Origin of the sequence: Geomicrobium halophilum (genome assembly GCF_014207655.1) — a bacterium.
Taxonomy (GTDB): Bacteria; Bacillota; Bacilli; order Bacillales; family Marinococcaceae; genus Geomicrobium; species Geomicrobium halophilum.
On the sequence record NZ_JACHHJ010000001.1, the window covers coordinates 898306 to 924300 of the forward strand.

General features: G+C 43.8%; 30 protein-coding genes and 1 riboswitch. Of the genes, 24 read left to right on the top strand and 6 right to left on the bottom strand.

What is annotated here, in order from left to right:
- Position 1 precedes the first annotated feature (1 nt).
- Positions 2-562, top strand: coding sequence for a L,D-transpeptidase (locus HNR44_RS04455; protein WP_425489440.1), 561 nt, complete (start codon positions 2-4; stop codon positions 560-562).
- 152 nt (positions 563-714) lie between these two features.
- On the opposite strand, the gene prli42 is transcribed toward HNR44_RS04455, so the two are convergent.
- Positions 715-846, bottom strand: coding sequence for a stressosome-associated protein Prli42 (prli42, locus tag HNR44_RS17800; protein WP_343069356.1), 132 nt, complete (start codon positions 844-846; stop codon positions 715-717).
- A gap of 52 nt (positions 847-898) precedes the next feature.
- On the opposite strand from prli42, the gene mce reads away from it, so the two are divergent.
- The 5 genes from mce to asnB all read left to right on the top strand — a co-directional run bounded on the left by mce (position 899) and on the right by asnB (position 5478).
- The gene (gene mce, locus HNR44_RS04465) at positions 899-1333 is read left to right on the top strand and encodes a methylmalonyl-CoA epimerase (protein ID WP_184402891.1); all 435 of its coding nucleotides are present in this window, start codon (positions 899-901) and stop codon (positions 1331-1333) included.
- 63 nt (positions 1334-1396) lie between these two features.
- Entirely contained in the window at positions 1397-1837 is a 441-nt protein-coding gene (locus tag HNR44_RS04470; RefSeq protein ID WP_184402892.1) for a YaaR family protein, read from the top strand.
- A 10-nt stretch (positions 1838-1847) separates the two neighbouring features.
- Positions 1848-2315, top strand: a complete 468-nt coding sequence (locus HNR44_RS04475) for a low molecular weight protein-tyrosine-phosphatase (RefSeq protein ID WP_184402893.1) — start codon at positions 1848-1850, stop codon at positions 2313-2315.
- Positions 2306-3142 (top strand): fructosamine kinase family protein, encoded by an 837-nt coding sequence (locus HNR44_RS04480; RefSeq protein ID WP_184402894.1) that lies wholly within the window; start codon positions 2306-2308, stop codon positions 3140-3142. The genes HNR44_RS04475 and HNR44_RS04480 overlap by 10 nt, the downstream gene beginning before the upstream one ends.
- Positions 3143-3639: 497 nt before the next feature.
- Positions 3640-5478: an asparagine synthase (glutamine-hydrolyzing) gene (asnB, locus tag HNR44_RS04485; protein ID WP_184402895.1), complete on the top strand. Its 1839-nt coding sequence runs from the start codon at positions 3640-3642 to the stop codon at positions 5476-5478.
- Between the two features lie 116 nt (positions 5479-5594).
- Here the strand turns inward: asnB and HNR44_RS04490 are convergent, their stop codons facing one another.
- On the bottom strand, positions 5595-7112 hold the full coding sequence (locus HNR44_RS04490; RefSeq protein WP_184402896.1) for a SulP family inorganic anion transporter: 1518 nt from the start codon (positions 7110-7112) through the stop codon (positions 5595-5597).
- Positions 7113-7114: 2 nt separating this feature from the next.
- The gene (locus tag HNR44_RS04495) at positions 7115-7696 is read right to left on the bottom strand and encodes a xanthine phosphoribosyltransferase (protein ID WP_184403553.1); all 582 of its coding nucleotides are present in this window, start codon (positions 7694-7696) and stop codon (positions 7115-7117) included.
- 70 nt (positions 7697-7766) lie between these two features.
- Positions 7767-7866, bottom strand: a riboswitch (purine riboswitch).
- A 63-nt stretch (positions 7867-7929) separates the two neighbouring features.
- On the opposite strand from HNR44_RS04495, the gene HNR44_RS04500 reads away from it, so the two are divergent.
- Positions 7930-8466 carry a PTS sugar transporter subunit IIA gene (locus HNR44_RS04500; RefSeq protein ID WP_184402897.1) on the top strand — a complete coding sequence of 179 codons (537 nt, stop codon included), beginning with the start codon at positions 7930-7932 and terminating at the stop codon, positions 8464-8466.
- Positions 8467-8580: 114 nt separating this feature from the next.
- Here the strand turns inward: HNR44_RS04500 and HNR44_RS04505 are convergent, their stop codons facing one another.
- Positions 8581-9402 (bottom strand): undecaprenyl-diphosphate phosphatase, encoded by an 822-nt coding sequence (locus HNR44_RS04505; RefSeq protein WP_184402898.1) that lies wholly within the window; start codon positions 9400-9402, stop codon positions 8581-8583.
- A 56-nt stretch (positions 9403-9458) separates the two neighbouring features.
- On the opposite strand from HNR44_RS04505, the gene HNR44_RS04510 reads away from it, so the two are divergent.
- Complete coding sequence (locus tag HNR44_RS04510) at positions 9459-9980, top strand: TlpA family protein disulfide reductase (protein ID WP_184402899.1); 522 nt, start codon at positions 9459-9461, stop codon at positions 9978-9980.
- Here HNR44_RS04510 and mciZ read toward each other — a convergent pair.
- Positions 9965-10102: a Z-ring formation inhibitor MciZ gene (gene mciZ / locus HNR44_RS18010; RefSeq protein ID WP_184402900.1), complete on the bottom strand. Its 138-nt coding sequence runs from the start codon at positions 10100-10102 to the stop codon at positions 9965-9967. The genes HNR44_RS04510 and mciZ overlap by 16 nt on opposite strands.
- Positions 10103-10216: 114 nt before the next feature.
- Between mciZ and HNR44_RS04520 the strand changes: the two genes are divergently transcribed.
- The 16 genes from HNR44_RS04520 (at position 10217) to lysA (ending at position 24943) form a co-directional block, all read left to right on the top strand.
- Positions 10217-10756, top strand: coding sequence for an NUDIX hydrolase (locus HNR44_RS04520; RefSeq protein WP_184402901.1), 540 nt, complete (start codon positions 10217-10219; stop codon positions 10754-10756).
- Positions 10757-10832: 76 nt separating this feature from the next.
- The gene (spoIIM, locus tag HNR44_RS04525) at positions 10833-11480 is read left to right on the top strand and encodes a stage II sporulation protein M (RefSeq protein WP_184402902.1); all 648 of its coding nucleotides are present in this window, start codon (positions 10833-10835) and stop codon (positions 11478-11480) included.
- A gap of 121 nt (positions 11481-11601) precedes the next feature.
- A complete protein-coding gene (fur, locus tag HNR44_RS04530) occupies positions 11602-12087 on the top strand; it encodes a ferric iron uptake transcriptional regulator (RefSeq protein ID WP_184402903.1) in 486 nt (161 codons plus the stop codon).
- 203 nt (positions 12088-12290) lie between these two features.
- The gene (locus HNR44_RS04535; RefSeq protein WP_184402904.1) at positions 12291-12518 is read left to right on the top strand and encodes a DUF4227 family protein; all 228 of its coding nucleotides are present in this window, start codon (positions 12291-12293) and stop codon (positions 12516-12518) included.
- Between the two features lie 15 nt (positions 12519-12533).
- Positions 12534-13427 (top strand): site-specific tyrosine recombinase XerD, encoded by an 894-nt coding sequence (gene xerD / locus HNR44_RS04540; protein WP_184403554.1) that lies wholly within the window; start codon positions 12534-12536, stop codon positions 13425-13427.
- 150 nt (positions 13428-13577) lie between these two features.
- Positions 13578-14786 (top strand): phosphopentomutase, encoded by a 1209-nt coding sequence (gene deoB / locus HNR44_RS04545; protein ID WP_184402905.1) that lies wholly within the window; start codon positions 13578-13580, stop codon positions 14784-14786.
- The gene (locus HNR44_RS04550) at positions 14779-15609 is read left to right on the top strand and encodes a purine-nucleoside phosphorylase (RefSeq protein ID WP_184402906.1); all 831 of its coding nucleotides are present in this window, start codon (positions 14779-14781) and stop codon (positions 15607-15609) included. The genes deoB and HNR44_RS04550 overlap by 8 nt, the downstream gene beginning before the upstream one ends.
- Positions 15609-16451: a purine-nucleoside phosphorylase gene (locus tag HNR44_RS04555; protein WP_184402907.1), complete on the top strand. Its 843-nt coding sequence runs from the start codon at positions 15609-15611 to the stop codon at positions 16449-16451. The genes HNR44_RS04550 and HNR44_RS04555 overlap by 1 nt, the downstream gene beginning before the upstream one ends.
- Positions 16448-17749, top strand: coding sequence for a pyrimidine-nucleoside phosphorylase (locus HNR44_RS04560; protein ID WP_184402908.1), 1302 nt, complete (start codon positions 16448-16450; stop codon positions 17747-17749). Before HNR44_RS04555 ends, HNR44_RS04560 begins: the two co-directional genes overlap by 4 nt.
- 481 nt (positions 17750-18230) lie before the next feature.
- The gene (locus tag HNR44_RS04565; protein ID WP_184402909.1) at positions 18231-19430 is read left to right on the top strand and encodes a D-alanyl-D-alanine carboxypeptidase family protein; all 1200 of its coding nucleotides are present in this window, start codon (positions 18231-18233) and stop codon (positions 19428-19430) included.
- A gap of 115 nt (positions 19431-19545) precedes the next feature.
- The gene (gene spoIIAA, locus HNR44_RS04570; RefSeq protein ID WP_184402910.1) at positions 19546-19899 is read left to right on the top strand and encodes an anti-sigma F factor antagonist; all 354 of its coding nucleotides are present in this window, start codon (positions 19546-19548) and stop codon (positions 19897-19899) included.
- 2 nt (positions 19900-19901) lie between these two features.
- Positions 19902-20342 carry an anti-sigma F factor gene (gene spoIIAB, locus HNR44_RS04575; protein WP_184402911.1) on the top strand — a complete coding sequence of 147 codons (441 nt, stop codon included), beginning with the start codon at positions 19902-19904 and terminating at the stop codon, positions 20340-20342.
- A gap of 11 nt (positions 20343-20353) precedes the next feature.
- Positions 20354-21103, top strand: coding sequence for an RNA polymerase sporulation sigma factor SigF (sigF, locus tag HNR44_RS04580; RefSeq protein WP_184402912.1), 750 nt, complete (start codon positions 20354-20356; stop codon positions 21101-21103).
- A 371-nt stretch (positions 21104-21474) separates the two neighbouring features.
- The gene (gene spoVAEA, locus HNR44_RS04585; RefSeq protein ID WP_184402913.1) at positions 21475-22089 is read left to right on the top strand and encodes a stage V sporulation protein SpoVABEA; all 615 of its coding nucleotides are present in this window, start codon (positions 21475-21477) and stop codon (positions 22087-22089) included.
- A complete protein-coding gene (locus HNR44_RS04590) occupies positions 22031-23524 on the top strand; it encodes a spore germination protein (protein ID WP_184402914.1) in 1494 nt (497 codons plus the stop codon). Before spoVAEA ends, HNR44_RS04590 begins: the two co-directional genes overlap by 59 nt.
- A gap of 102 nt (positions 23525-23626) precedes the next feature.
- The gene (gene lysA / locus HNR44_RS04595) at positions 23627-24943 is read left to right on the top strand and encodes a diaminopimelate decarboxylase (RefSeq protein ID WP_184403555.1); all 1317 of its coding nucleotides are present in this window, start codon (positions 23627-23629) and stop codon (positions 24941-24943) included.
- Here the strand turns inward: lysA and HNR44_RS04600 are convergent.
- Positions 24927-25961, bottom strand: coding sequence for an NAD(P)H-dependent flavin oxidoreductase (locus HNR44_RS04600; protein ID WP_184402915.1), 1035 nt, complete (start codon positions 25959-25961; stop codon positions 24927-24929). The genes lysA and HNR44_RS04600 overlap by 17 nt on opposite strands.
- Positions 25962-25995 lie beyond the last annotated feature (34 nt).

The window sequence follows — 25995 nt, forward strand, 5'->3', positions numbered from 1 at the left end:
ATTGATATACAAACTCCTAGTAGTCGTTATACTTTTTGCACCGCTATGGCCTATGAATGTTGAACCATTTCCTGGTGAACCTTATGTAATGATCAATAAATCTACAAATGAGCTGGGCTGGGTTGAGGATGGAGAACTCGTCGACGTATACAACGTGGCGACTGGAAAAGAGGCAGGGGCAACCCCGGAGGGGGTTTTTACCGTGAGTGTTAAAGCAAAAGAACCTTACTACCGCGCAAAAAATATCGAGGGGGGCTCCCCGGATAATCCTCTAGGAAGCCGTTGGATTGGTATTGATGCCGCAGCTTCTGATGGGCGTACATACGGTGTTCATGGCACAAATGATGATGAAAGCATTGGGAAAAATGTTTCCCTTGGTTGTGTACGTATGCATAATGAAGAGGTGAATCGGCTCTACGATCAAGTACCACTTGGAACCAAAGTGTGGATTGGTACAGAGCCAAAGAAAGATATGATCGATATTGCGGCGGAGAACGGTGTACTTCATCTTCCATTTGGTCTTTTTGGTTTACCGCCCGCTCAGGTTGAGGAAAGCAAGTAGCCAAAAAACGAGAAGGGATGGGCCCTTCTCGTTTTTAAGAAGTTATTCAAAAAGTCCAGGAAAAATAGTGGTTGTATTTCTTCGTCACTTGCGTCTACGCTACGCTTTCTCGAACTACTTGGCTTTTTTGTCCTCATTTTTGAACGTCTCTTTTAAATAAAGGAGGCAAAGCCTGCGAGAAACGTGCCTACCACTAAAACGAAAATCATGAGATAAATAATGGTTTTCTGAAATCTCCGAGGCATAAAATCGTCCCTCCAACGTTCGTATTCAGTAGATTCCATTGTACGAGGTTTTTTCGATTTACACAAGACCTTTCATAAAGGAGATTAATAGATGAATGACCCCCCGAAAAAAATCGACCATATCGGCATTGCTGTTCGTTCAATTGAAGAACGTTTGCCGTATTACGAACAAGTATTAGGACTTCCTTTTCTCGGTATAGAGTCTATTCCAAGTCAACGAATCAAGGTGGCGTTCTTATCGGCTGGAAATGTGAATCTAGAACTTTTGGAAGCGACGGATCATCATAGTACAGTCGCACGTTTTATAGCTAAGAAAGGAGAGGGAATCCACCATATTGCCTTTCAGGTCAACCATATCCAGGCACGTATTCGTGAACTAAAAAAACAATCCGTACACCCCGGATCCCTAATAAACGGTGCTCACGGCCAAACCGTCACCTTCTTGAATCCAAAAGTTTCAGGCGGGGTTTTAATTGAACTTTGTGAACAAACAACCCTTCCCAATGAAAATGGACGAAATCGTTGAAGCCAACCGGATTCTCATTCATAATGGAAGACGAAATCCTTTACGGATAAGGGAGAGATCCAATTGAATATAGAACGGTCTGCAAAGATGAGCCTCCCCCTTCACATTCTTAAAAAGCCTGCACGTTCGGTTTCCAATGGCCAAAACCAACCTTCATTTAAAGAAATAATGGATCAACAGCGTCAAACTCAACATTTTGACCGATTACAGGCCATGATGAATAAAATTGAAGACCAAGGAAAATTATTGGCTGAATTTCGAACTATAGAGGAACTGCGTAAATATAAAAAATTGGTGAAAGACTTCGTGGAGGAGACGGTCCAAAAGGGATTTTATGTAAAAGACCGTTATGGAATGAATCGACGGGCGTATAAAGTGGTTGATGAAGTAGATACAAAGCTCATAAAGCTCACGACTGATGTGATTGAAAATGAAACGAACCATTTGCAAATTTTAGAGCAAGTTGGCGAAATCCGTGGGATGTTAATGAATTTATATATTTAGAGGTGATTTTTTGGTAAACGTATTGTTTGTTTGTTTAGGGAATATTTGCCGTTCTCCAATGGCAGAAGCGGTTTTCCGGCAAAAAGTATCTGAAAGTGGTTTGGCAGAAGACATACATATTGAATCGGCAGGAACCGGTCATTGGCATATTGGGAACCCTCCTCACGAAGGGACGTTGGATATTTTATCTGAAAAAGAAATCAATGCAGATGGATTAATCGCCCGCCAGGTAGAAAAGGAGGATTTGGACAAGTTTGACATTGTCGTTGCCATGGATGCAGAAAACCTTGGGTCTATACAAACGTTACGAAAGCCGAATCAAAAGGTGGAAGTTGTCCGTTTGCTTGATTTTGCTGAACAGGCAGAGGATAATGACGTTCCTGATCCATATTTTACCGGTAATTTTGATGACGTTTATGACATGATTGAAACAGCATGCGAATCCCTCCTTCAAGAGGTGAAAGAAAAGTGGCTTTAAGTTTAAAAGAAGCCGGAGTTGACGAAAATGCGGAAGTCATCCCGATTAGCGGCGGGGATATTAATCAGTCTTATCACGTTCGTAGCGAGAATACCGAGTACTTTTTAAAGTGGCACGATGATCCACCGCCTTTATTTTTTCAAAAAGAAGCCAAACAGTTAACGATACTTGAAAATGTTTCAGGTGTTCATGTGCCAGAGGTCATTCGCTCAGGCGATCGATATTTGTTATTGAGTTGGATTGAAGGGAGCCAAACTTCAACAACAGAAGAGAACCTCGGGGCATCGATTGCTGCGCTTCATCAGGAAGAAGGAACTTATTTTGGTTTTGCAGAGGATAATTTTATCGGTACGATGCCGCAATACAATGCAGAGAAGAAAAGTTGGGTAGAGTTTTACGGAGCATATCGACTGCTGCCGCAAATCGAAGAAGCATGTCAACGGGGGAAAATGCCTAAAAAGCGGAGAAAACAGGCCTTTCATCTCCTTGATCATCTTGATCAATGGCTTCCGGAGCCTAATTATCCCGCATTATTGCATGGAGATTTGTGGGCAGGGAATTGGATGGTCGGACAAGAAGGGGTTCCATATTTTATTGATCCGGCTATTTCTTACGGGGATCCTGCTTATGATCGAGCGATGATGGCATTGTTTGGTGGTTATTCTTCTAGGACGATGGATCGTTACTATATGGAAGTAGAACGCCCTAGTGAGGAAGCGTCGATTATTCCTATTTACCAGCTGTATTTTCTGTTTGCACACTTGAACATGTTCGGGGAAATGTATGGGCCAAGTGTGGATCGGATATTAAACAAGTATAGTTCTTGACACTCCTACAGTTAAAGCAGCGGGTTCTGAAGTATATAACGTTCGCCATCCATGAGCGCATCAGTTCGGGGCTGTGTCATCAGTCCGTTCTGCTTCGTTCGATGCATCGACGATGCACCTCTACCAGGGCAGGCGGTGTCGCTTGCGGTTTGGTGGTTTTTTTCGACCCTTCGGCTCATGGCATGAGCCGTATTTTCCAGGATGTATAGAAAGAGATGACGGCAGCGGTTTTTCTGTGTGTACATATCCGCATCTTCATTGCTTTGCGGTTGAACGGACTCAACTGCAACCCCCTTTTAGCTTAATATTCAATCAATTATGCATTTTTTTATCCAATGGACCTCTTGTTCGTTGGTACATTCGTTTCCTATGCCATTTAAGATTCAACAAGTCGTTCGTAGATGATTCGGTATTTCAAAGAAGTAAACGACTTACGTAAGGATTCTCGCCTGCATATGCTAAAACGTAGCCAGGAGTTTTAACGAGGGGGATTCGCGATGTGCGGCATTACAGGTTGGCTCGATTGGAAATATAATGTACGAAATGAACAGGAACAGATTCAGAAGATGACCGACACCCTCAAGCATCGGGGTCCCGATACACAGGCAACATGGTTACAGGATCGTGTGGCCTTCGGGCATACGAGGTTGGCGGTTGTTGATCCGGCAGGCGGTCAGCAGCCGATGACACGTTCTGTTGGAAAAAAGAAGGCAACCATTGTTTATAATGGAGAATTGTACAATACGAAAGAACTTCGTGATGCGTTAAAAAAAGAAGGGGCTGTCTTCAAATCCCATTCGGATACAGAAGTTTTGTTAAATGCATATCTCGTTTGGGGCCAATCGTGTTTAACACATTTAAATGGGATTTTCGCTTTTGCCATTTGGGATGAAGATGAAGAGCGCTTGTTTATGGGGCGGGATCGCCTCGGTGTTAAACCGCTTTTCTATGCACGAACAGAGGCAGGATTATTATTCGCCTCAGAAATTAAGGCCTTACTCAAGCATCGTGATATATCCGCGGCAGTTTCTGAGACAGGGATCACGGAAGTGATGGCGTTATCACCTTCACGAACGCCAGGATTTGGAGTTTTTGAAGATATCGAAGAATTGCGCCCGGCGCATATGCTTACGTTTGATAAGAATGGAATAAAAGTAAGCCGCTATTGGCAAGTCAAGAGCTTCGAACGTGATGCTGACGTAGAAGAAAGCGCGGAAGTCGTTGGCGAGATGTTAAAAGATGCAGTAGAAAGGCAGCTTGTCGCCGATGTTCCCGTTTCCTCATTTTTGTCCGGTGGCGTTGATTCCAGCGCGTTGACGGCATTTGCGGCAGGTTATTTTCCTAAAGATCAACCTTTACACACTTTTTCCATCGATTACGAGGATAATGAACAATATTTTCAGCGTAATGATTTCCAACCGGATGATGATAATGTTTTCATTGATGAAATGTCAAAAACGTTCAATACTTCGCACTATCGCAAAGTGATTAATGTTGATACGTTAACAGAAACGCTTGGTGAAGCGGTGAGAGCAAGAGATCTTCCGGGGATGGCCGATATTGACGGTTCATTACTCTGGTTTTGTAAAGAAATTAAAAAAAGCTCGACCGTAGCATTATCTGGAGAGTGCGCAGATGAAATTTTCGGCGGGTATCCTTGGTTTCATAAAAAAGAACTGCTTGAACGCCCAATGTTTCCCTGGATGTCATCATTATCGCTTAGGCAGGAGTTGTTGAATAAGGAGCTGCGTAGTCGTATAAATCTTGAGAGCTACGCACACATGCGCTATCAGGAATCCGTGGCAGAAACGCCACACCTTGAAGGAGAGACGCAAGAAGAGCGGCAGCGTAGAGAAATGTTTTATTTGAATATGATCTGGTTTATGACAACGTTGCTCGACCGAAAGGATCGTATGAGCATGGCCGCAAGTCTTGAGGTAAGAGTTCCATTTGCAGACCATCGGCTCGTAGAATATGTCTGGAATATCCCGTGGATACAAAAACAATACAAGGGGCGGGAAAAGGGTCTTTTGCGTAAAGCATTAGAACCTACATTGCCTCGCAAAGTTCTCTATCGTAAAAAGAGCCCTTATCCGAAAACCCATCATCCTCGTTATACGGAAAGTATCGTGGAGATGTCTAAACAAATCCTCGATGATCGGAGTGCACCTTTACATGACCTCATTGATCGTAATCGCTATCAGGCACTCGTAGATTCGAAAGGAAAAGATATACAGACTCCTTTCTTCGGGCAGCTCATGTCTGGTCCCCAATTATTGGCCTATCTATGGCAAGTGAATGAATGGATGCAAGCGTATAACGTACACATCCGTTAAAAGAACCTGGGGAAGTGAGGAATGCAGCTAACGCAAACGTTAAAATAGGTAAGAAAAAAGAAGAAGTTCAGGAGAATAAACCTGAACTTCAGCCAAGACAAAAGTCTTATAACGCGTCAGCGGCTCGACTCTCCCGCTGGCGCGTTTGTCTGTTTGAGCGTCATTCTTGCATAAAGCGCGTAATACCCGAATAATAGAGTTAGGAGTAAGTAGGCAAATGTGAAAGATGGTGCTGCGTTTACCCCTAATTCAGGAGCATGGGTAAAGCCGAAAAAGGAGAGAAGCATACCGATCCCTGCATAAATGGCAGCGTAGCCGAACTTGTGGTCAATGATGAAGACAGTAAGTGCCCCGAGAATAATTCCGGTAAACATGGCACCTTCTCCGAGCGGGATGAGACCAGATGAGACGTCGTTAAGCAGGTGAGTCCCTTCTCCTTCAAATTGAGTCAACATGTAATTAGCCACGTAAGGCAATAATGCGATGGCAACCGCAGGATAGTATTTTTTCTCATTTGAATGAAAAGCGGTGGCCAACAACGATAGACCGGCAAATACGAGTGTTGGAGCGACAGCAGCTGTAGGAATGATCGTTGCTAAGGATCCGACCAAGCCGAATAATGCAGCGGTAGTGAATACCATACCATTCAATAAGCTGTAACCTCTGCCGGCACCCATCCATTTTGCCCCGATGGAGGCGACATAAACCGTTGTAGGGAAGAGACCGCCAAACAATGTACCAAGGATCGTCCCGGTTCCGTCAACGGCTTGGCATTCACGAACATCATAATCATCACCTTCAGCAGCCATTGCTGAGACATTGTTCATCGTTTCAATAGCGTTATATAGCGTAATAGGTAAAATGACGGCTAATAAAGCAACAAACGTTCCGAAAAGATATGAAAATCCACTAAAAACTTCTAGGCTGGGAAGAAAAGGATAAAAACCTATTTGTTGCAAGGCTTCGTTGAAGCTTGAGATTTGCACCTCACCGATGACAAACGCGAGGGCGGTCCCGATGATAATCGCAAGCAATGAAGCAGGAATCCTAAACGGCATTGCCATTTTCCCTAATGTACCAAGCAGAATGATCATTAAAGCGACAAGTCCAACGCTTGGAACAGCAAAAATTTCAAATAACATCTCGCCTGCAATAAACGTTAATCCAACGCCTGCTAAGGCACCTAGCATTGCGGCCCGCGGTAAATGATGGGTGATCCAGTTCCCGCTAAAGGAAACGAGAACTTCAATTAACCCGCTTAAAAAACAAGCAGCTAGTCCGACTTGAAAGGCGAGTATTGGATCACCTGTGATTTGTAACGCAGGCGCCAACACACCAAATAGAAACACAAACATGACAGGTGTGCTAATCCCATAAGCTAAAGCAGTCACGTCGGTACGTCCTTCTTTGGCTGCCAATCGTTTTGCTTGAAAAGCATAATAAAGATTTCCGGCCATGACAGCAACAGCGGCACCTGGAATCACTTTGCCGAACACTAGAGATGCGGGGAAGCCAAGGCTAAGCATCGTGGCCGATATAATTACAAAGTTCGCGAGGTTATTTTGGAAAAGGGTAAAAAACGCATCTGTATCCTCTTTTTTATATAGGGGGTATGAGGTACTTGCAGCAGCCATAATTATGTTTTTTCCTCAATAAACGTAATTTCGCCATTGTTCAAAGATGCAATACGAGCGAGTGATTCAACACGATAATTTTTTTCCAATAATTTTTGTCGACCCGGTTGAAAAGATTTTTCAATGACAATGCCGATCGCTGCAATCGTTGCACCACTCTGTTCTATAACGTCACAAAGCCCGAGTGCTGCCTCGCCATTCGCAAGAAAGTCATCAATGATCAAGACATGATCCTGTTCAGTTAGGAAGCTTTTGGAGATCGTAATCGTATGGCTCAACTTTTTCGTATACGAATAGACGTCAGCGGTATAAATTGAATCGTCCATCGTAATGGATTTTTTCTTGCGGGCAAAGATCATTTCGACCCCGTATAGTTGGGCAAGTATTAATGCCGGAGCAATTCCGGAAGATTCCAAGGTGACGATTTTGGTGATTTTTTCATCACCTAAGCGCCGTTTCCATTCCTCAGCCATCGAAAGCATAAATATTGGATCTACCTGATGGTTTAAAAAGGTGTCTACTTTCAGTACATGGGTATCAATCACGCTGCCTTCCGCGCGCATTTTTGCTTTTAACTGTTCCATCATTGCCTCCTTGTAAAATAAAAAACGTCTGCCATTCACGTAGAGTGAATAACAGACGTCGCTCCATAACTTGACGCTGACATTCACTCGTAGTCGGAAAATTACGGTTCTCCGGTAGAAACTTGCAAGCCAATCCTTGCGATTATACGAGTGTCGAATATTGAAAAATTATAACCGATGTTGAACGAATTGAAAACCCATATCTTCGAATATAACACGAAAGGGTGAACGCATTGATCAAAAGAATTCTATCAAAACTATTTGAACGCAGTGGATATATTGACGTACTAGCCATTGCCAACGGGTCATTTATTGAGTTGGCTGATGTAAACAATTCTGCGATTTCACATGAAAAACTAGGTCCTGGATTTGCCATAGATCCAAAAGATGGGAATTTTGTTTCCCCTGTTAAAGGGACGATTACAAGCGTATTTCCTACGAAACATGCTGTGATCATCCAAACCAAGGAAGGGTTAGAGGTGCTTATCCATGTTGGTTTGGATACCGTTTATATGCAAGGGGAAGGGTTTCTCATTCACGTTGCGGAAGGTGACACTGTAAAAGTTGGGGACCGGCTGATAACGGCAGACTTGGATAAGATCCGTGACAAAGGAATAAGCCCTATCTCAGTGGTGATCTTTTTGGAGCCAAAGCAGCTGGACGAACTCTCTACGATTGATGGGAAAAGCCATCTAGTAGCGGCTGAAACGATTGCAGCAGAAATAAAAATGAAAGAAGAATCTGAGGAAAAGAGTGTGCCCATGAACTGATCATGAGCACTTGCGCCTGCGAACTGCAGAAAGAGGAATTTAATAACAAACTCTTTTACTTAAGAGTTTTGACAATGTTTGTTAGCCCCTTTAGAGTAGGGGAGGTGAACATGGTTATACAACAGCTGGATCAAGGAAAAAGATGACAATAAATCCGAGGATAAAGCAATAAATGGCGAAATAATAAAGTTTGCTTTTTTCCAGCCATTGAATAAGCCAGCGAATCCCGATAATCGAGAATATGAACGTAACGATAAACGATAGAATCAGAGCAGCAACATTTCCTTCCGCAAATCCACCTTGGGCAATGTCGCCGATGGCTAAGAGCGATGAACCTGCAATCACTGGAATGGACAACAAAAAGGAAAAACGAACGGCGGTTTTACGCTCAATCCCAATCGCGAGCGCTGTGATTAACGTTGTACCAGAACGCGAAGCCCCCGGTATGACTGCAAGTGTCTGAGCGAGCCCGACGACGAAAGCATCAAGCATAGTCATTTCGTTTGCTGAGCGGGTATATTGGTAGTTGATGCGTTCGATAATTAATAAGAACAATCCGGTTAAAAGTAAGGCACCCCCGATGACAATAGGTGATGATAGAAAATACTCTGCATGTCCTTCTACAAGGATTCCAAGTGCACCTGTAATCGCAGTCGCAACGATTAAGTAAAGACCGAATAAAAAGGCAGCGCGCTCACCTGTATCTTTATGTACGAGAAAACGGAACATTCCGCGTATAATTGCATACACATCGTGACGAAAATAAAGAATCACCGCGAGTACAGAGGCGACGTGTAAAATAATTTCAAAGGTAAGCCCTTCGAAATCGGTGCCAAAAAGCCACTGCAAAATAACAATATGGGCGGTGCTGGAAATCGGTAAAAATTCGCTTAACCCTTGTACGATCCCGAAGATAATTGCTTCGAAGATATTCATAAACGTAAAAGCTCCTTCCTAAATGCAAAAACTGATCTGTTTGGGGTGGTAAAAAGATGGTTCGCAAAGTGATAAGTGCTATCGTCATTTTGGTCGCGGTGACTGTCATTGGAAGTATCGTCTATCAAACTGTATCTTCTCCTCCTGTTGGTGTCAACCAGGGAGAGGAGGCTCCAGATATTGAATTGATGCGGGCAGAAGGCGAAAGTATGAGTCTTAGTGATCAGCGTGGAGACTTTGTGATTATGAATCTATGGGCCTCATGGTGCGAACCTTGTATACGGGAATTCCCGATGCTGGATGAAGTGCATCAAGATTATCAAGACGAAGGCATGCAAGTGATAGCCGTGAATATGACGTCATACGAGCGCACTCCTGATGAAGCGGTGGAATTTTTAGGTGACCATCCGGTTTCTATGCCCATTTTATTTGATGAAGAAGGAGAAGCGGCGGATGTCTATCTAGATGAAGGGCTGCCGACGACATATTTCATTAATGAAGAAGGTATTATCGTTGATACGATCGTTGGTGAAGTAACAAGAGATATGGTGGAAGAGAGAATTCAGCCCTTCTTATGATTGGTGTCATCGGTCAACGCCTGTAAAGTTGGGTAATGTTTGCGATAAAATTTTAACATGTGCATAACCTCCCACGCCTTGCCCTGAATCACTAATTTGTCCGGGGATCGATATATTTTCATAGTAAATATGCACTCCTTTTCTCGATGTGCTACAGTTCTATGTGTATGTGGATCCTTTTATACCTGCAATCGTTTTTGCAATCGTTTTTGAATATGAAAAAGGAGGACCTGTCTATGGCCGTCAATCATGAACCTACGCTTTCAAAACAAACGATCTATGATGGGAAGATCTTTAATGTAGAACTGCATGAAGTCGAACTGCCGGATGGAAATGCAAGTAAGCGCGAAGTGGTAAAACATCCCGGTGCGGTTGCAGTTGTCGGTATGACAGATGATGGGAAAATTCCGCTTGTCCGCCAGTTTCGTAAAGCGACGGAAGAATTTTTATTGGAAATACCAGCAGGAAAGCGCGAAGCAGGTGAGGAAGCAATAAGTACAGCCGTTCGTGAATTAAAGGAGGAGACAGGCTATACAGCAGGACACTTAGAAGAAATCGCACAACTTTATACTTCACCTGGTTTTGCCAATGAATTGATCTCTATCTACATCGCAAGCGACTTACAAGTAGGCGTTCCGCAAACGGAAGCAGACGAATTTTTAACAGTAGAAGAGTGGACGTTAGAAGAAATACGCGCCGGCCTGAATAAGCAATCGTTTCGTGATGCGAAAACGGCTTTTGCAGTTCAGACATTGCTTGCCCGTGCAAATAGCTGAATCTAGTAAATGAGCATATCAGGAGTTTCTCTCTCATACGTTGGACTATCAGGACAAGCGCAGGGAGGAACTCGTTGTGAAGTTGAAACCATTTTTAGAACGTCAAGTCTATTTGCATGTAGCAGAATTTCGTTCATTATATATATTCTCGACCGTTCTGTTTTTTACAGGAATTATTTTCGGTGCTATTGTCGTGAACAGCTTAAGCCTCTCACAAAAAGAAGATTTGTTCGTCTACCTTCAGCAATTTTTTGGACAAGTAGGGCAAGGGCAGCTCACGAGCGGAAGTGATCTGTTTTGGCAGAGCTTTAGTTATTATGCGAAATATATGGCCCTTATGTTTATTCTTGGCCTTTCTGTTATTGGTTCGCCGGTGATTTTACTATTGCTATTTCTAAAGGGGCTTGCAATTGGATTTACCGTCGGTTTTCTCGTCAATCAAATGGGTGTACCCGGATTTTCATTATCGCTTGTATCGGTCCTTCCGCAAAATTTGCTCATCGTACCGATATTGCTTATCGTTTCTGTCCTCTCTGTTGCGTTCTCATTGCGATTAATCCGTCAGCAATTTATAAAAGTTGGTCAAATGGAACCGATATTTCCAGTCTTTATTCGTATATGTTTGTTTATGGTGGTTGCGTTGATGGTTGTTGCCCTTGCTGCCATCATTGAAGCGTTTATCTCTCCGGTTCTATTGGAATTGGTGGTTGATTGGCACATGTGAATGACTGATCCCCATTCTCAAATTAAAATTATTATCACCTAATAACGATAATGATTATTGACAGCTTTTCGCGCGGATTTTATAATACATTTATGCCTCATATTAAAGGAGGGCGGGACGCATGAAAGAACGCATGGATCAGATTAAGAAGGAATTACATGCCCAAAGTTATAAATTGACTCCGCAACGGGAAGCGACTGTTGAAGTCCTGTTGGAAAACGAAGAGGATCATTTGAGTGCAGAAGACGTATACTTATTAGTGAAAGAAAAAGCCCCAGAGATTGGACTTGCGACGGTTTACCGTACATTAGAGCTGCTAAACGAATTGGAAATTGTAGATAAAATTAATTTTGGTGATGGCGTTTCACGTTATGACCTTCGAAAAGAAGGAGCGGATCATTCTCATCACCATCTCGTCTGTATTCATTGTGGTTCTGTATCGGAGATTGAAGAAGATTTACTTGGAGATGTAGAAAAGAAAGTCGAACGTGACTGGGCATTTAAAATCAAAGATCACCGCCTCACCTTTCACGGCGTCTGTGTCAATTGCCAAACAGAACATGAAGCATCTGATGAAGCCCCAACACTAAAGGCCGCTCATCCCTAAATCTCTGTCAGTGATAAGCTGAGAGGGATTTTTTTTGCCATCGGCTAAGAGGAATGGCAAAAAAGTCGTGTATTCGCACATGAACCTCCACTTGTTGCTCATGAGTATACCGTCATTAAATCACGATAACCTGCATGTATAACCTGCAGAGATTTGGGCATATCCTGTTAGTAAAAGAAAGCCTGAAATCGGGAGGGAAAACAATGCGGGCTGCGTTGAGTGCATGTTGGAACGGTTTAAAAATTTTTTTAGTGTTTGCTTGCTGCACTGGACTCTTTTACTATGGTATTCTATTTATAATAGATGAATATCAAGGAGATGAAAGATTTGAAGAGCCGGAGGGGAACGCGATTAAAGTGTTCGATCAAGAAAGTGATTCAGAATTCTCCTTTCGAGATCGATTATGGTACCTATGGCAACAAGGAGAGTAACCGGCAGTGAATAAGCTGACGGTACATATTGATGATTTCCTTCATTATGGACTCGTGGAAAGAGGGTTTTCAGACAATACGTTGGAATCATACCGAAGAGATCTATACGGATACACAAATTATCTTGTAAAAAAAGAAAATATTGGCGGATGGGATGTTGTTAGACGCCATCATATTTTAAATTATTTGTACGAGCTTAAAGATGAAGGAAGATCTGAGGCAACACTGGCACGTGTGACTTCTGCGATTCGCATCTTCCACCAATTTTTATTACGGGAACAAACTGTTGTTCATGATCCGGCTGATCTGATTGAAACCCCTAAATCAAAAAGAAAATTGCCTATTGTTTTATCGATTGATGAAGTAGAAACATTGCTTCAGGCGGCAGAAAAAGGAAATGATGTTTACGCCCTTAGAGATACAGCCATGTTCGAACTTATGTATGGCACAGGCTTACGTGTATCCGAATTGTGTGAACTAACCCTTGATGATGCTCATCTGGAAATGGGCTTTGTCCGCTGTATTGGAAAAGGGGATAAAGAACGGATTATCCCGCTTGGGTCGAAAGCGATTAGTGCTCTGAATATCTACCGATCACAAGCACGCCCCAAACTGATGAAAAAACAATCGCATGATATTCTGTTCGTCAATCGGTTAGGGAAGCAACTGAGTCGGCAAGGATTCTGGAAAGTTCTCAAAAAGAATGTCGAAGAAGCGGGCATTCGCAAATCGGTTACGCCCCACACACTTAGGCATTCGTTTGCCACTCATTTAGTGGAAAATGGTGCCGATCTTCGTGTTGTTCAAGAAATGCTAGGTCATGCCGATATTACGACGACCCAAATATATACTCATATTTCGAGGCGTCATCTCAAGCACGTGTATCACACGTATCACCCACGTGCATAATGAAGAGGATGTTCTAAACGATCAGGTTAACACTTTTTCTTCATGAGGAGTTCGCTGCTTATGAAGTAACAATCCGGTTGCCCGGAGACTTTGCTCTTTGAAGACTCGACTCGACTCGTTTTAGAACAGGAAAGGTGGCTTAATTTTATTATGACTGATTATCATTTTCCCCGTATTTTTTTGATCGTAATGGATTCCGTTGGCATTGGAGAAGCGATAGATGCTCATGAATATGGTGATGAAGGAACGGATACGCTCGGTTCGATTGCCCATTACAATAACGGGTTGCACATTCCACACCTTAATCGGTTGGGGATGGGCAATATCAAGCAAGCACCTGGTATCACAGAAAATGCTGAACCGCTTGCTTTTTACGGAAAAATGAACGAGAAATCCAAAAGTAAGGACACGATGACCGGTCACTGGGAGCTTATGGGCCTCTATGTTGATGCGCCGTTTCGAACGTTTCCGGACGGGTTCCCAATGGATTTAATCGAACAGCTGGAAAAAGAAACAGGCCGACCTACCATCGGAAATATAGTTGCATCAGGCACAGCTATTATTGATGAGCTTGGGGCAGAACAGATGGAAAAAGGCGCGATCATCGTATATACATCCGCGGACTCGGTTTTGCAAATTGCTGCCCATGAAGATGTGGTTTCTGTGAATGAATTGTACAGCATTTGTGAGAAAGCGCGTGCGCTCACGTATGAAGACCCCTACATGTTAGGGAGAGTGATTGCCCGTCCATTTATAGGGGGGCCCGGTTCATTCGAGCGTACTTCCAATCGTCACGACTATGCGCTAAAACCATTTGCTGAGACAGTGATGAATGCATTAGAGGACGCGGGATTAACATCGGAGGCCATCGGTAAAATTGATGATATTTTTGATGGTGAAGGGGTTACGGAATCGGTAAGAACGGAATCGAATATGGACGGTATGGACAAGCTATTACAATCGGTTCGACGGGAGTTCCAAGGATTATCATTTCTTAATCTCGTAGATTTTGATGCTAAATTTGGGCATCGCCGTGACCCTGTTGGTTATGGAAAAGCGATAGAAGCATTCGATGAACGCCTGCCGGAACTGCTCGATGAATTGCGTGACGATGATTTACTTATCATTACAGCCGATCACGGCAATGATCCCACTCATACCGGTACAGATCACACTCGTGAACAAGTTCCTTTACTTGTCTATACAAAGGCAAAAACCCCGGGTGAAACGCTTGGTACTAGAGATACGTTTGCAGATGTCGGCGCAACGATTGCAGACAATTTCGGTGTGAGCAACCCTCTTCATGGTAAAAGCTTTTTATCGACGTTAGTGGAAAAAAGGGGAGATCACGATGAATGAAAAGATAAAAAACGCCGTTGACCATATTCAAAAAAAGACAACCATTAAACCAAAAGTGGCGATCATTCTCGGTTCAGGTCTAGGTGGCCTTGCAGATGAGATGGATGCACAGGCAACGATCCCGTACAAAGATATTAAAGACTTTCCCACTTCGACTGTTGCTGGGCATGCCGGGGAATTTGTCATCGGTCATTTGCAAGGGGTTCCGGTGATCGCTATGAAGGGGCGTTTTCATTATTACGAAGGTTACCCGATGTGGAAAGTTGTCTTGCCCGTACGGGTAATGTGTGCCATGGGTATAGAGACGCTCATTGTGAGCAATGCCGCAGGAGGCATTCACAAGGATTTTTCACCGGGAGATTTAATGTTGATTCGTGATCATTTAAATCAAATGGGGGATCATCCGTTAATTGGACCGAATGATGAAGAAGTTGGCCCTCGCTTTCCAGACATGTCAACGGCTTATGATGAAAAGTTAGCAAGTATTGCTCATGAAGAAGCAGAAGCGATGGGATTTGAGTTACAACATGGTGTATATGCAGCAACAACCGGACCTACGTACGAGACGCCTGCTGAAGTGAGGATGTTTCGTACCCTTGGTGCCGACGCTGTTGGGATGTCCACGGTACCAGAAGTTCTTGCCGCCCGTCATGCTGGGGCCCGAGTGCTTGGGATCTCCTGTATCTCAAATGCAGCTGCTGGGATTCTGGATCAGCCGCTAAGCCACGAAGAAGTCATTGAGACGACCGAAAAAGTCAAGGTTCGTTTTCTGGAACTCGTGAAACGTACCATCGAAAGGATTGGGAAAGGAGACCACCAGTGATGACGACACGTGTACAGATCAAAGAAGCAGCCGACTATATCTTAAAACAATTGAGCAATCAACAAGTGGATGTTGGTTTAATTCTTGGCTCTGGCCTCGGCGACCTTGCTGATGAGGTTGAGCCTGCGGTTCGCATTGATTACGAGAAAATCCCCAGCTTCCCGACATCAACAGTGGAAGGGCATGCTGGCCGGCTTGTCATCGGTGAACTGGAAGGAAGAAATGTCGTTGCCATGCAAGGACGTTTTCATTTTTATGAAGGATACAGTGCCCAGGAAGTAACCTTTCCGGTACGTGTGATGAAAGAGCTAGGTGTACATACGCTCATCGTGACGAATGCTTGCGGGGGGATGAATCCATCGTTTCGTCCTGGGGATTTGATGCTTATTACGGATCATATAAATATCACAGGTACAAATCCGTTAATTGGTCCGAATGATCATGAGTTAGGGACGCGTTTTCCTGATATGAGCCAGGCGTATTCGCAGTCGTTGATACATTTAGCAAAAACAATTGCACAAAAAGAAGATGTAACCGTCCATGAAGGAGTATATACGGGAATTTCCGGCCCCAGTTTCATGACGACGGCTGAACTTTCGATGTTGAGGAACCTCGGGGGGGATGTAGTAGGGATGTCCACGGTTCCTGAAGTTATCGTCGCTCGTCATGCTGAAATTCAGGTTCTTGGAATATCTTGTATCACTGATATGGCAGTAGCAGATGATCATAGCGGCGTCAGTCATGAGGAAGTCATGGAAACGGCTGCCAAGACAAAGCCGAAGTTTATCAATTACGTGAGACATATTTTAGGAGAATTACCAGAAGGGGTTTCACATCGATGAGAATGGTAGACTTGATTGCACAAAAAAGAGATGGAGAAAAAGTAGATATCGAAGATATTGAAACTTTTGTACGTGAATATACCGACGGAAACATTCCTGATTACCAGGCCTCGGCGCTTGCAATGGCCATCTATTTTCAAGGGATGCATAAAGAGGAAAGTTCTGCTTTAACAAAGGCGATGGCCGCCTCCGGAGACCAGCTTGATTTATCTGCCATTTCTGGGACGAAAGTTGATAAGCACTCCACGGGAGGTGTTGGGGATAAAACCACGTTTATTCTTTCGCCTCTCGTCGCTGCGGCGGGCGTTCCCGTTGCTAAAATGTCGGGAAGAGGATTGGGCCATACCGGTGGCACCATAGATAAGCTGGAGGCTTTTCCAGGGTTTCAAACCGAACTAGATCAAGATCATTTTTTACAGCTTGTGAATGATTATAAAATCGCAATCGCCGGGCAAACGGGGAACCTTACTCCTGCTGATAAGAAACTTTATGCGCTTCGCGACGTAACGGCAACGGTAGACTCCATGCCTCTGATCGCCAGTTCAGTGATGAGTAAGAAAATCGCAGCCGGCGCAGATGCCATTGTGCTTGATGTCAAGATCGGAAGCGGCGCATTCATGACTGACCTTGATTCTGCCAAGGAATTGGCGACAACAATGGTGGACATCGGAAAATCGCTCGGGCGTCAAACGGTAGCGGTGCTATCCGATATGGACCAACCCCTGGGAAACAAGGTTGGAAATTCGCTTGAAGTACAAGAAGCCATCGACGTGTTACGGGGAGAAGGCCCAGAAGATGTACGAGAACTCAGTGTACGTCTAGCCGCTCACATGCTCGTTTTGGGTGGCAAGGTTGAGGATGTCTCTGCTGGAGAAGCACTTGCTCGAACTTATCTTCAAGATGGAAGAGCGCTGAAAGTGTTCCGTGATTTTGTAGAACGCCAAGGTGGGGATCCTGCTTTGGTTGATCAACCTGAGCGTCTTGGACAGGCCTCCTTCCAAATTCCTGTGAAGGCCACGAAATCAGGATATGTGACCCATATTCATGCTGCTAACATCGGCCAGGCAGCCGGCAGATTAGGTGCAGGCAGAATGACAAAAGATGATGACATCGACTATCATGTAGGCATTGAACTCTACCGCAAGGTAGGGGAACAAGTTCAAAAGGGAGATCCGATTGCTGTTCTTCATGCGAACGAGGAATCAGTAGAGGAACTTGTTCAATTTGTTCGTGATAGTTATGAAATTAGCGAGTGGAGCGCGGAACCTCGCCCGTTAATTTTTTCAGAGATGGAGTAATAGAAAAAACTCGAAGCCGCCATAGGTTTCGAGTTTTCTAATCCTATAAGTGATCGTTTCAAAAGTAGAAAAATGGCCAAAATGGTGAACCTTAGATTTTCTTGCTCTGAATGCAAGGAAATCCATCTCGAGCATCATACTTGCACCACGAAAACATTTGAAAAGTGGGTTTCTTTTCCGAGGACACGTTTTTGGCGCGAGAGGAGCACAGAAGCAAGCTAACGCAGAAATTCAAAGCTATTTTTCCCGGGCTTTTTGATTGAATATCCTCTATAGGATGAACTTGGAGGAGCCTAGAAAAAGTGTGGTTAAGGAGGAAGGGAAAAGCTGGGTCCTCTTGGCTTACCAATTCACGAACGATTTAGTTCCATTCGCCCAAAAAACAATTCTTTGCGGTAACTAGCGTTTTTCGTCATAGATGAAAAGGTATAAATAGAAAAAAAGATGGTGAGACTAAAAGAAAAAATGGAGGCTATGAATCATGAACAAAAAAGCTGGAGCGATTATGCTTTCATCGATTCTTTTACTCTCACCACAACTGGCTCTTGGAGAAGAAAACGAAGACTCGAGGGAAATGGCTGAGGAAACGGGTTCTGCAATTTTAATGGAAGTGGATACGGGGCAAGTGCTTTTTTCTAAAGATGAGCACGAATCGTTACCTCCAGCTTCGATGACGAAAATCATGACGATGTTGTTAATTATGGAGGACTTGGCAAGTGATGATCTAACCCTGGATGAAATGGTAACAACAAGTGAACGAGCAGCTTCTATGGGAGGATCGCAGATTTTTCTGGAAACCGGAGAAGAAATGTCAGTTCGGGATATGTTGAAGGCTATTGCGGTTGCTTCTGGAAATGATGCTTCAGTTGCTATGGCTGAACATATGGCTGGGTCTGAGGATGCCTTTGTTGAACGAATGAATGGAAAGGCTGAGGAGCTTGGGCTTGATGACACGACATTTTATAACTCAAATGGTCTACCTGTAGATGGGCATGAATCAAGTGCTCATGATCTTGCCGTTATGTCGCAGGAACTTTTAAAGTATGAAGAAATTACGACGTTTACAGGGATTGAAGAAGATTACTTACGGCAAGGTACGGATGATGAGTTTTGGCTCGTCAATACGAATCGCATGTTGAAGTTTTTCGATGGACTTGATGGCTTGAAAACTGGATTTACGAATGAATCCAAATATGGACTAGCAGCCACTGCTAAAAGGGATGATATGCGTCTCGTAGCTGTTGTTATGGGGGCTGAAACGCCGAAAAAGAGAAATGCAGACATCGCCGAACTTTTGAATTATGGTTTCGCTAATTATCAGGTTGAGCCGATGTTCGATGAAGGGGCAGCGGTGACGTCGGTTCCGGTTGAAAAAGGGACGCATAGTTCGGTGGTAGGACGTTTAGATCAAAAAATCAGTTTGCTGCTTAGTAAAGAAATGTCATCGGATAATGTAACTGAGCATATCGAACTGGAAACGTTGGAAGCGCCGATTGAAAAAGGGGAAGTGATCGGAAAATTCCAGGTGCAGCGAGAAGGAGAACCTGTGGCTGAATCAGATATTATCGCCGGGGAAAATGTGGAAAGTGCTTCCTGGTGGGAGTTATTCAAACGGTCGACGTTAAGAATTATAGGAATTGAACCGGGTACGGGTCACCCATCGACGGGTGACGAAACGTAAAAACTTTCGTAGAAGAAAGACTTATTTTGTCAGGAACAAAGGATCTGTTTCGGTCACAGCGAATGCTTAATTAGAGAGAGGAAAAGCAACCAGCAGGAGAAACGGAGGAATGTACATGAGTTTTCATGTGGAGACTGAGCAGAAGAATAGCGTCTTATGTGTGAGGTTACAGGGTGAGTTGGATCATCATACAGCAAGCGCAGTACGAGACAAGGTAGATGAAGCGTTAGCAAATCCGCAGATCAAGCATATACTTCTAAACGCTGAAGGCTTGACGTTTATGGATAGTTCAGGAATCGGGGTTATCCTGGGCAGGTATAAAAAATTACAGGCAAGGGGAGGAGAATTGGTCATCTGTACGGTTTCTTCTTCCGTGTATCGCCTGTTGGAGATGGCGGGATTGTTTAAAGTTCTGCGTCTGGAAGAAGGGGAAGATCATGCATTACGGACATTGGGGGAGGCCGTATAAAAATGAAAAACGAAATGCAAATTCAATTTTCAGCACTTAGTCAAAATGAGTCGTTTGCCCGTGTAAGCGTAGGTGCTTTCATTGCACAGCTTGACCCAACGATGGATGAACTAACTGAAATTAAAACGGTCGTTTCTGAGGCGGTTACGAATGCCATCATCCATGGCTATAATGAAAATCCTGCTGGTACTGTACAGCTCATCGTTGTGCTTGAAGACGATACCGTTGCGATTACCATCCGTGATGATGGAAAAGGAATCGGAGATGTTGAGCAAGCGCGTGAACCATTGTATACCTCAAAACCAGAGCTTGAAAGGTCTGGTATGGGATTTACCATTATTGAAAATTTCATGGACGAATTGACCATCACTTCTGGAGATCAAAAAGGAACAACCGTCTATGTCAAGAAACAGCTGTCCAAGAATAAAGTGGTCTCTCATTAAGGGGCGGTGTTATGGAGACTAAAATAAGGAAAGGAAAACAACCATCCGATCAGACGATACGAAAGTGGATTGAAGAAAGTCAAAAAGGGAGTCAAGCATCAAGAGATCAACTCGTCGAAAACAATACCCGTCTAGTTTGGTCAGTCGTTCAACGTTTTCTAAATCGCGGGTATGAAGCTGAGGATTTATTCCAGATTGGCTGTATCGGTTTAATGAAATCGATTGATAAGTTTGATTTAAATTATGAAGTAAAATTTTCAACTTATGCAGTTCCTATGATCATCGGGGAAATCCAACGATTCATTCGTGATGATGGGACCGTTAAAGTCAGCCGATCTTTGAAAGAATTAAACCATAAGATTCGGAAAGAAAAAGAAGAACTAACAAAGAAAAATGGAAGAATGCCAACGATTCATGAAATAGCTGAAGCTTTAGAAATCACCCCTGAAGACGTTGTTTTCGCTAACGAAGCTACGCGCTCGTTATCATCACTGAACGAAACGGTGTACGAAAACGAGGGTGATCCAATTACACTTATGGATCAACTTTCGGATGCTGACGAAACGAAATGGTTTGAAGAGCTGGCGCTTAGAGATGTTGTGCATCATCTTGAACATAGGGAGCGCCTGATTGTATACCTGCGTTACTACCGTGACCAAACACAGTCAGAAGTAGCAAAAAGACTCGGAATCTCTCAAGTCCAAGTCTCTCGATTGGAAAAGAAAATATTAGATAAAATACGTCAAGAGATGGTGGAATAATATCCACTATCTTTTTTTTCGCCCAAGTATGATGACAAGACTAATTTAACCTTAAGCGAATGTGTTCGCATAAAAACCGAAAATTAAGCTGGTCATTTTTAAAATAAATGCATGAATACCATTCATCCGTCTCATAATAGAGGATGTTCAAAAGCCCGGGATGGAAAGCTAAAAGAGGTCAGTTGAAAAAAGATATTTCCTGTGGTCTTTCTACGTGCCGTACGGATGGAATCATATACTCACAACCGGTACTCTAGGTTATGCAATTCGGCCCTTTTCCCGTCTTTTTTGAACTCAAGAATCTGAAAAAGTGATCGAGTGTTTGAGTCATTACGTGGCATCACTCTCACTCGTGAAGAGGAGTGACCGCGATGGTTAAACGAATCATTTGTGTAACAGATGGTGATGGAGTTGCAGTGAAAGCGGTTACAGCTGCGACAAGGGCGTTAGGGCTTGGTTGTGTGTTGCAATCGGCCGGAAATCCAACGGATTGTACATATGATCAATTACTGGAAAATGTAATGAATAGTCAATATGAGGTGACGGTCATACTGTTTGACGATGCTGGGCAGCCATATGAAGGACGTGGTGAAGAGTACATGATCCGGTTGACCTATGAGCACGAAATTAAAATCATAGGTGCACTCGCTGTTGCTTCAGCCGAGCGTTCAGGCGACTGGACTAAGGTAGATATTTCCATTGATCGCTACAAACATTTAAGTGAGTGGGGTGTAGATAAAGAAGGGTTTCCTGATATTGAAGAAAATCGCATTCATGGAGATACCGTTTATAGTCTGGATCAATTACAAATCCCGTACATCGTCGGGATTGGTGACCTAGGAAAAATGGGCGGTCGAGACGATCCTAAAAGAGGTTCTCCTGTCACACAAACAGCCTTGCAGTTGATTCTTAAACGGGGGGATACGAATGTCAAAAACGATCGAGCACTCAGAGAAAACGTTAACACGAAGTATAAAAAAGAATGAAAAGATATTTAACGACCGTTTAAATATTGACGCAAGTTTTGATGTTGGTGTAAGAAAATTATGGGTACTTGGGAAAGAGCTGCAATTATATTTTGTAAATAGTTTAAGTGACGAAGTTATCGCTACTCAAGTATTAAGGGAACTTATGGCTCTTGAAAAATTTGATACCAAAACGGATTCTCTAAGGTATTCTCTGGATGATCAGGTGAAAAACCATCTTGCTCATATTCAAGTGGATCAAACAGATAAGGTAGATGATTGTATCTTTCACTTGTTATCTGGACTGATCTTTGTATTGATCGATGGCGAAAGCGAAGCCTTTATCGTTGACGTTCGCCAATACCCCGGGCGGGAGCCGCAAGAACCGGATACCGAAAGGGTTACACGTGGTTCGCGGGACGGCTATACAGAGAATATTATTGAAAATGCCGGTTTAACACGCAGACGTGTCCGTGATGAGCATTTAAGAAATGAAATTATACAAATAGGCGAGCGCTCGCACACCGATATCGTTATATCATATGTTAATGGTATTACAGATCCAGATTTGGTAGCGGTCATTAAAAAAGAGCTTGAGAATATTAAAGTGGACAGCTTAACCATGGCCGACAAAGTCGTAGAAGAATATATCGTGAATCAAGGTTGGAACCCCTTCCCGCTTGTCCGTTACACGGAACGACCGGATGTAGCAGCCACTCACTTATTAGAAGGCCATGTTCTTGTGATGGTAGATACTTCGCCAACGGTCATTATTTTACCGACAACATTTTTTCACCATGTTCAACATGCGGAGGAATTTCGGCAGTCGACAGCTGTAGGAACCTTTTTACGTTGGATTCGTTTCATTGGCTTGTTAGCGGCGATTTTTATCGTACCGCTTTGGCTTTTACTCGTCTTACAACCGGATATGATTCCGGAAGTGATTGATTACGTGGGTCCTTCGGATGATTCAAATGTGCCGATATTCGCGCAGATGCTTATTGGAGAATTCGGTGTTGAATTAATCAGAATGGCGGCGATTCACACTTCGGCACCCCTCGGAACTGCACTTGGGTTTGTTGCGGCATTGCTGGTCGGTGAGATTGCGATTGATGTCGGACTTCTTACCGCAGAAGTCATCCTTTATGTGGCCTTAGGGGCTGTTGGGATATTTGCCTCGCCAAGTCACGAAATGGGTGTTGCCTTAAAAATGGTGAGGATCCTGTTTATTCTTGCTACTGGCCTATTTATGTCCTATGGATATGTTATCGCCATTACGATTGTGATCATTCTGATGGCACAAATGAAACCTTTGAATAAGCCATACCTGTGGCCGTTTCTTCCTTTCGATCCGAAAGGGATGTGGCAAATACTTGCACGTGTAGGTGTACCGAACATGCGCTTACGGCCAAGAATCGTTGACCCCAAAGATCCTGTTAGACAGTCCAAATCATAATTTCAGCCCATTTTTTAAGAGATATAAAAAGCCTAAGCCTTCTGTTTATACATGATCAATGATACAATAATGGGCATGAACGTGGAGGAGTGAGACATGTCCATGATAGTAACGATGAAAAAAAGAAATGAACAAGGACAATTAATGATTGGCAACATAAATGCTGTAACGTTAACCGAACACTACGGGACACCGCTGTATGCGTATGATGTCTCGCAGATTAGGGATAAAGCACGTTCGTTTAAACAGGCATTCGAAGAAGCGGGTACTGAATATCAAGTTGCCTATGCGAGTAAAGCTTTTAGCTGTATCGCTATGGTTCAACTCGCTCACGAAGAAGGATTGAGTCTCGATGTTGTTTCCGGCGGTGAGCTTTATACGGCTCAGCAAGCAGGTTTTCCAATGGAAAGAGTTCATTTTCATGGAAATAATAAAAGTCGACAGGAAATTCATGAGGCGTTAATAGCTGGTATCGGTTGCTTTGTCGTCGATAATTTCCATGAGATGGAGATTCTTGCAGAAGAAACTCGTAATATGGATGTAGAGGCTCGGATTTTATTACGAGTGACACCGGGGGTGGAAGCTCATACTCATGCCTATATTTCTACAGGCGGGGAAGATTCAAAGTTTGGGTTCGATCTCCAAAGCGGACAGGCGGACGCTGCTGTAGAAAAGGCCCTTGACCATTCCGGTCTCCATCTTCTTGGGGTACATTGTCATATAGGGTCTCAAATCTTTGAGACAACAGGATTTGTTCAAGCCATCGCCACACTATATCAATATTTAGGTCACTGGCATACGGTGTATGGATTTATACCCGAAGTTGTTAATACGGGAGGCGGCTTCGGCATTCGTTATACGAGCAATGATCGGCCGTTGGAACCAGGAGCGTTTGTGGAAGCGGTCGTCAAAGCCGTTCGTAACGAGAGTACAAATCATCATATGCCCGTCCCGGAAATCTGGATCGAGCCAGGGAGGGCACTCGTAGGTGAAGCGGGTACGACACTATATACCATCGGCTCCCAAAAGGAGATTGAAGGAGTTAGACATTATATCAGTGTCGATGGCGGAATGACCGATAATATACGCCCGGCGTTATACAACGCGGTATATGATGCAGAGCTTGCCAACCGTACAGAAGGACAAGAAGAAAAGACTTATGCCATTGCCGGTAAAGGTTGCGAAAGCGGCGATATGCTCATGTATGATTTACCCTTGCCAGAGGTAAGCCCTGGAGATATTTTAGCTGTCTATTCAACAGGAGCCTATGGGTTTTCGATGGCGAGCAATTATAACCGTTTACCCCGTCCTCCTGTCGTATTTGTAGAAAATGAAAGGCATCAGCTCGTCGTTGAACGGGAAAGTTATGCTGATCTTGTTCGTAACGATCTTCCTCTTTCCTCTAATGAGTTGAGGTGACTATTTCCTCCTTAAACCAGGTGAGTAATTCGGAAGCCGTCTGGGAGGTCGTTTTCCTCCAACCGCTGCCAGCCCAAAGAGACATGGCACTAGGGTCATTCTGATCCCCTGCTGCTTTTCGAATGGGCTTAGTGATGTGGTGAACTTCAGGGTAAATAGCGGGGGCGGCATCTTCGTATGCTTCAATAAAACGATTCTTCAACCCGCGTGCCCGTTTCCCTGTGAAAGCGCGGGTGACCCTCGTTTCTTGCTGTGGGTCTTTTCTAGCAAGGATAGAGGTATGAGCAGATGAGGTCCCGCTTTCCGGGCAGCGTAAAAAAGCAGTTCCAAGTTGTGCGGCCATTGCTCCTTTGTTCAATACTCGCTTAACGTCAGCTGGGGTCATTAATCCCCCGGATGCGATTAAAGGAAGAGCCGTTTGTTGACTCACCTGCTCAAGCAGGGAATCTAATGGCCAATCCTCTTCTCCATCTGAAAAGGAAGCGCGATGACCACCGGCTTCAATGCCCTGTAAACAAAGAATATTTACCCCAGCTTCTGCGGCGATATGAGCTTCATGCGGTGTAGTAACGGAAACGATCACTTTCGCCCCATTTTGCTGTATTTCCCTGATTGTAACCGCTTCAGGGCAGCCGAAAGTAAAGCTTACAAGTGGTACTTCTTTTCTTTTAACGATTGTTAATTTTTCCTCCCAATCGTCATCGTCATAAAAAGGATTTCCGACACTTGTACCCCATTGTTGAGCTTCTTCCTGAAGACGTTTGACATAAGGGAGGCATTGAGTGTTGCGATCTCCGCCGCCCATCGTTGGCTTAGAGGGGACAAAAAGGTTTACACCAAAATGTTCAATATTTAATTCCTGAAGTTTTGTGATTTCGTTTTCAAGTTGCGATGCTCTCTTATATCCTCCGGCGATAAAACCAGTTCCGCCGCTATTTGTAACTGTTGCTGCTAGTTCTACCGTAGAGATACCACCAGCCATCGGCGCTTGTATAATTGGTAATTGATGTAATCGCATGTCATCGCCCCTTTGAATGTTGAACTTAAATTAA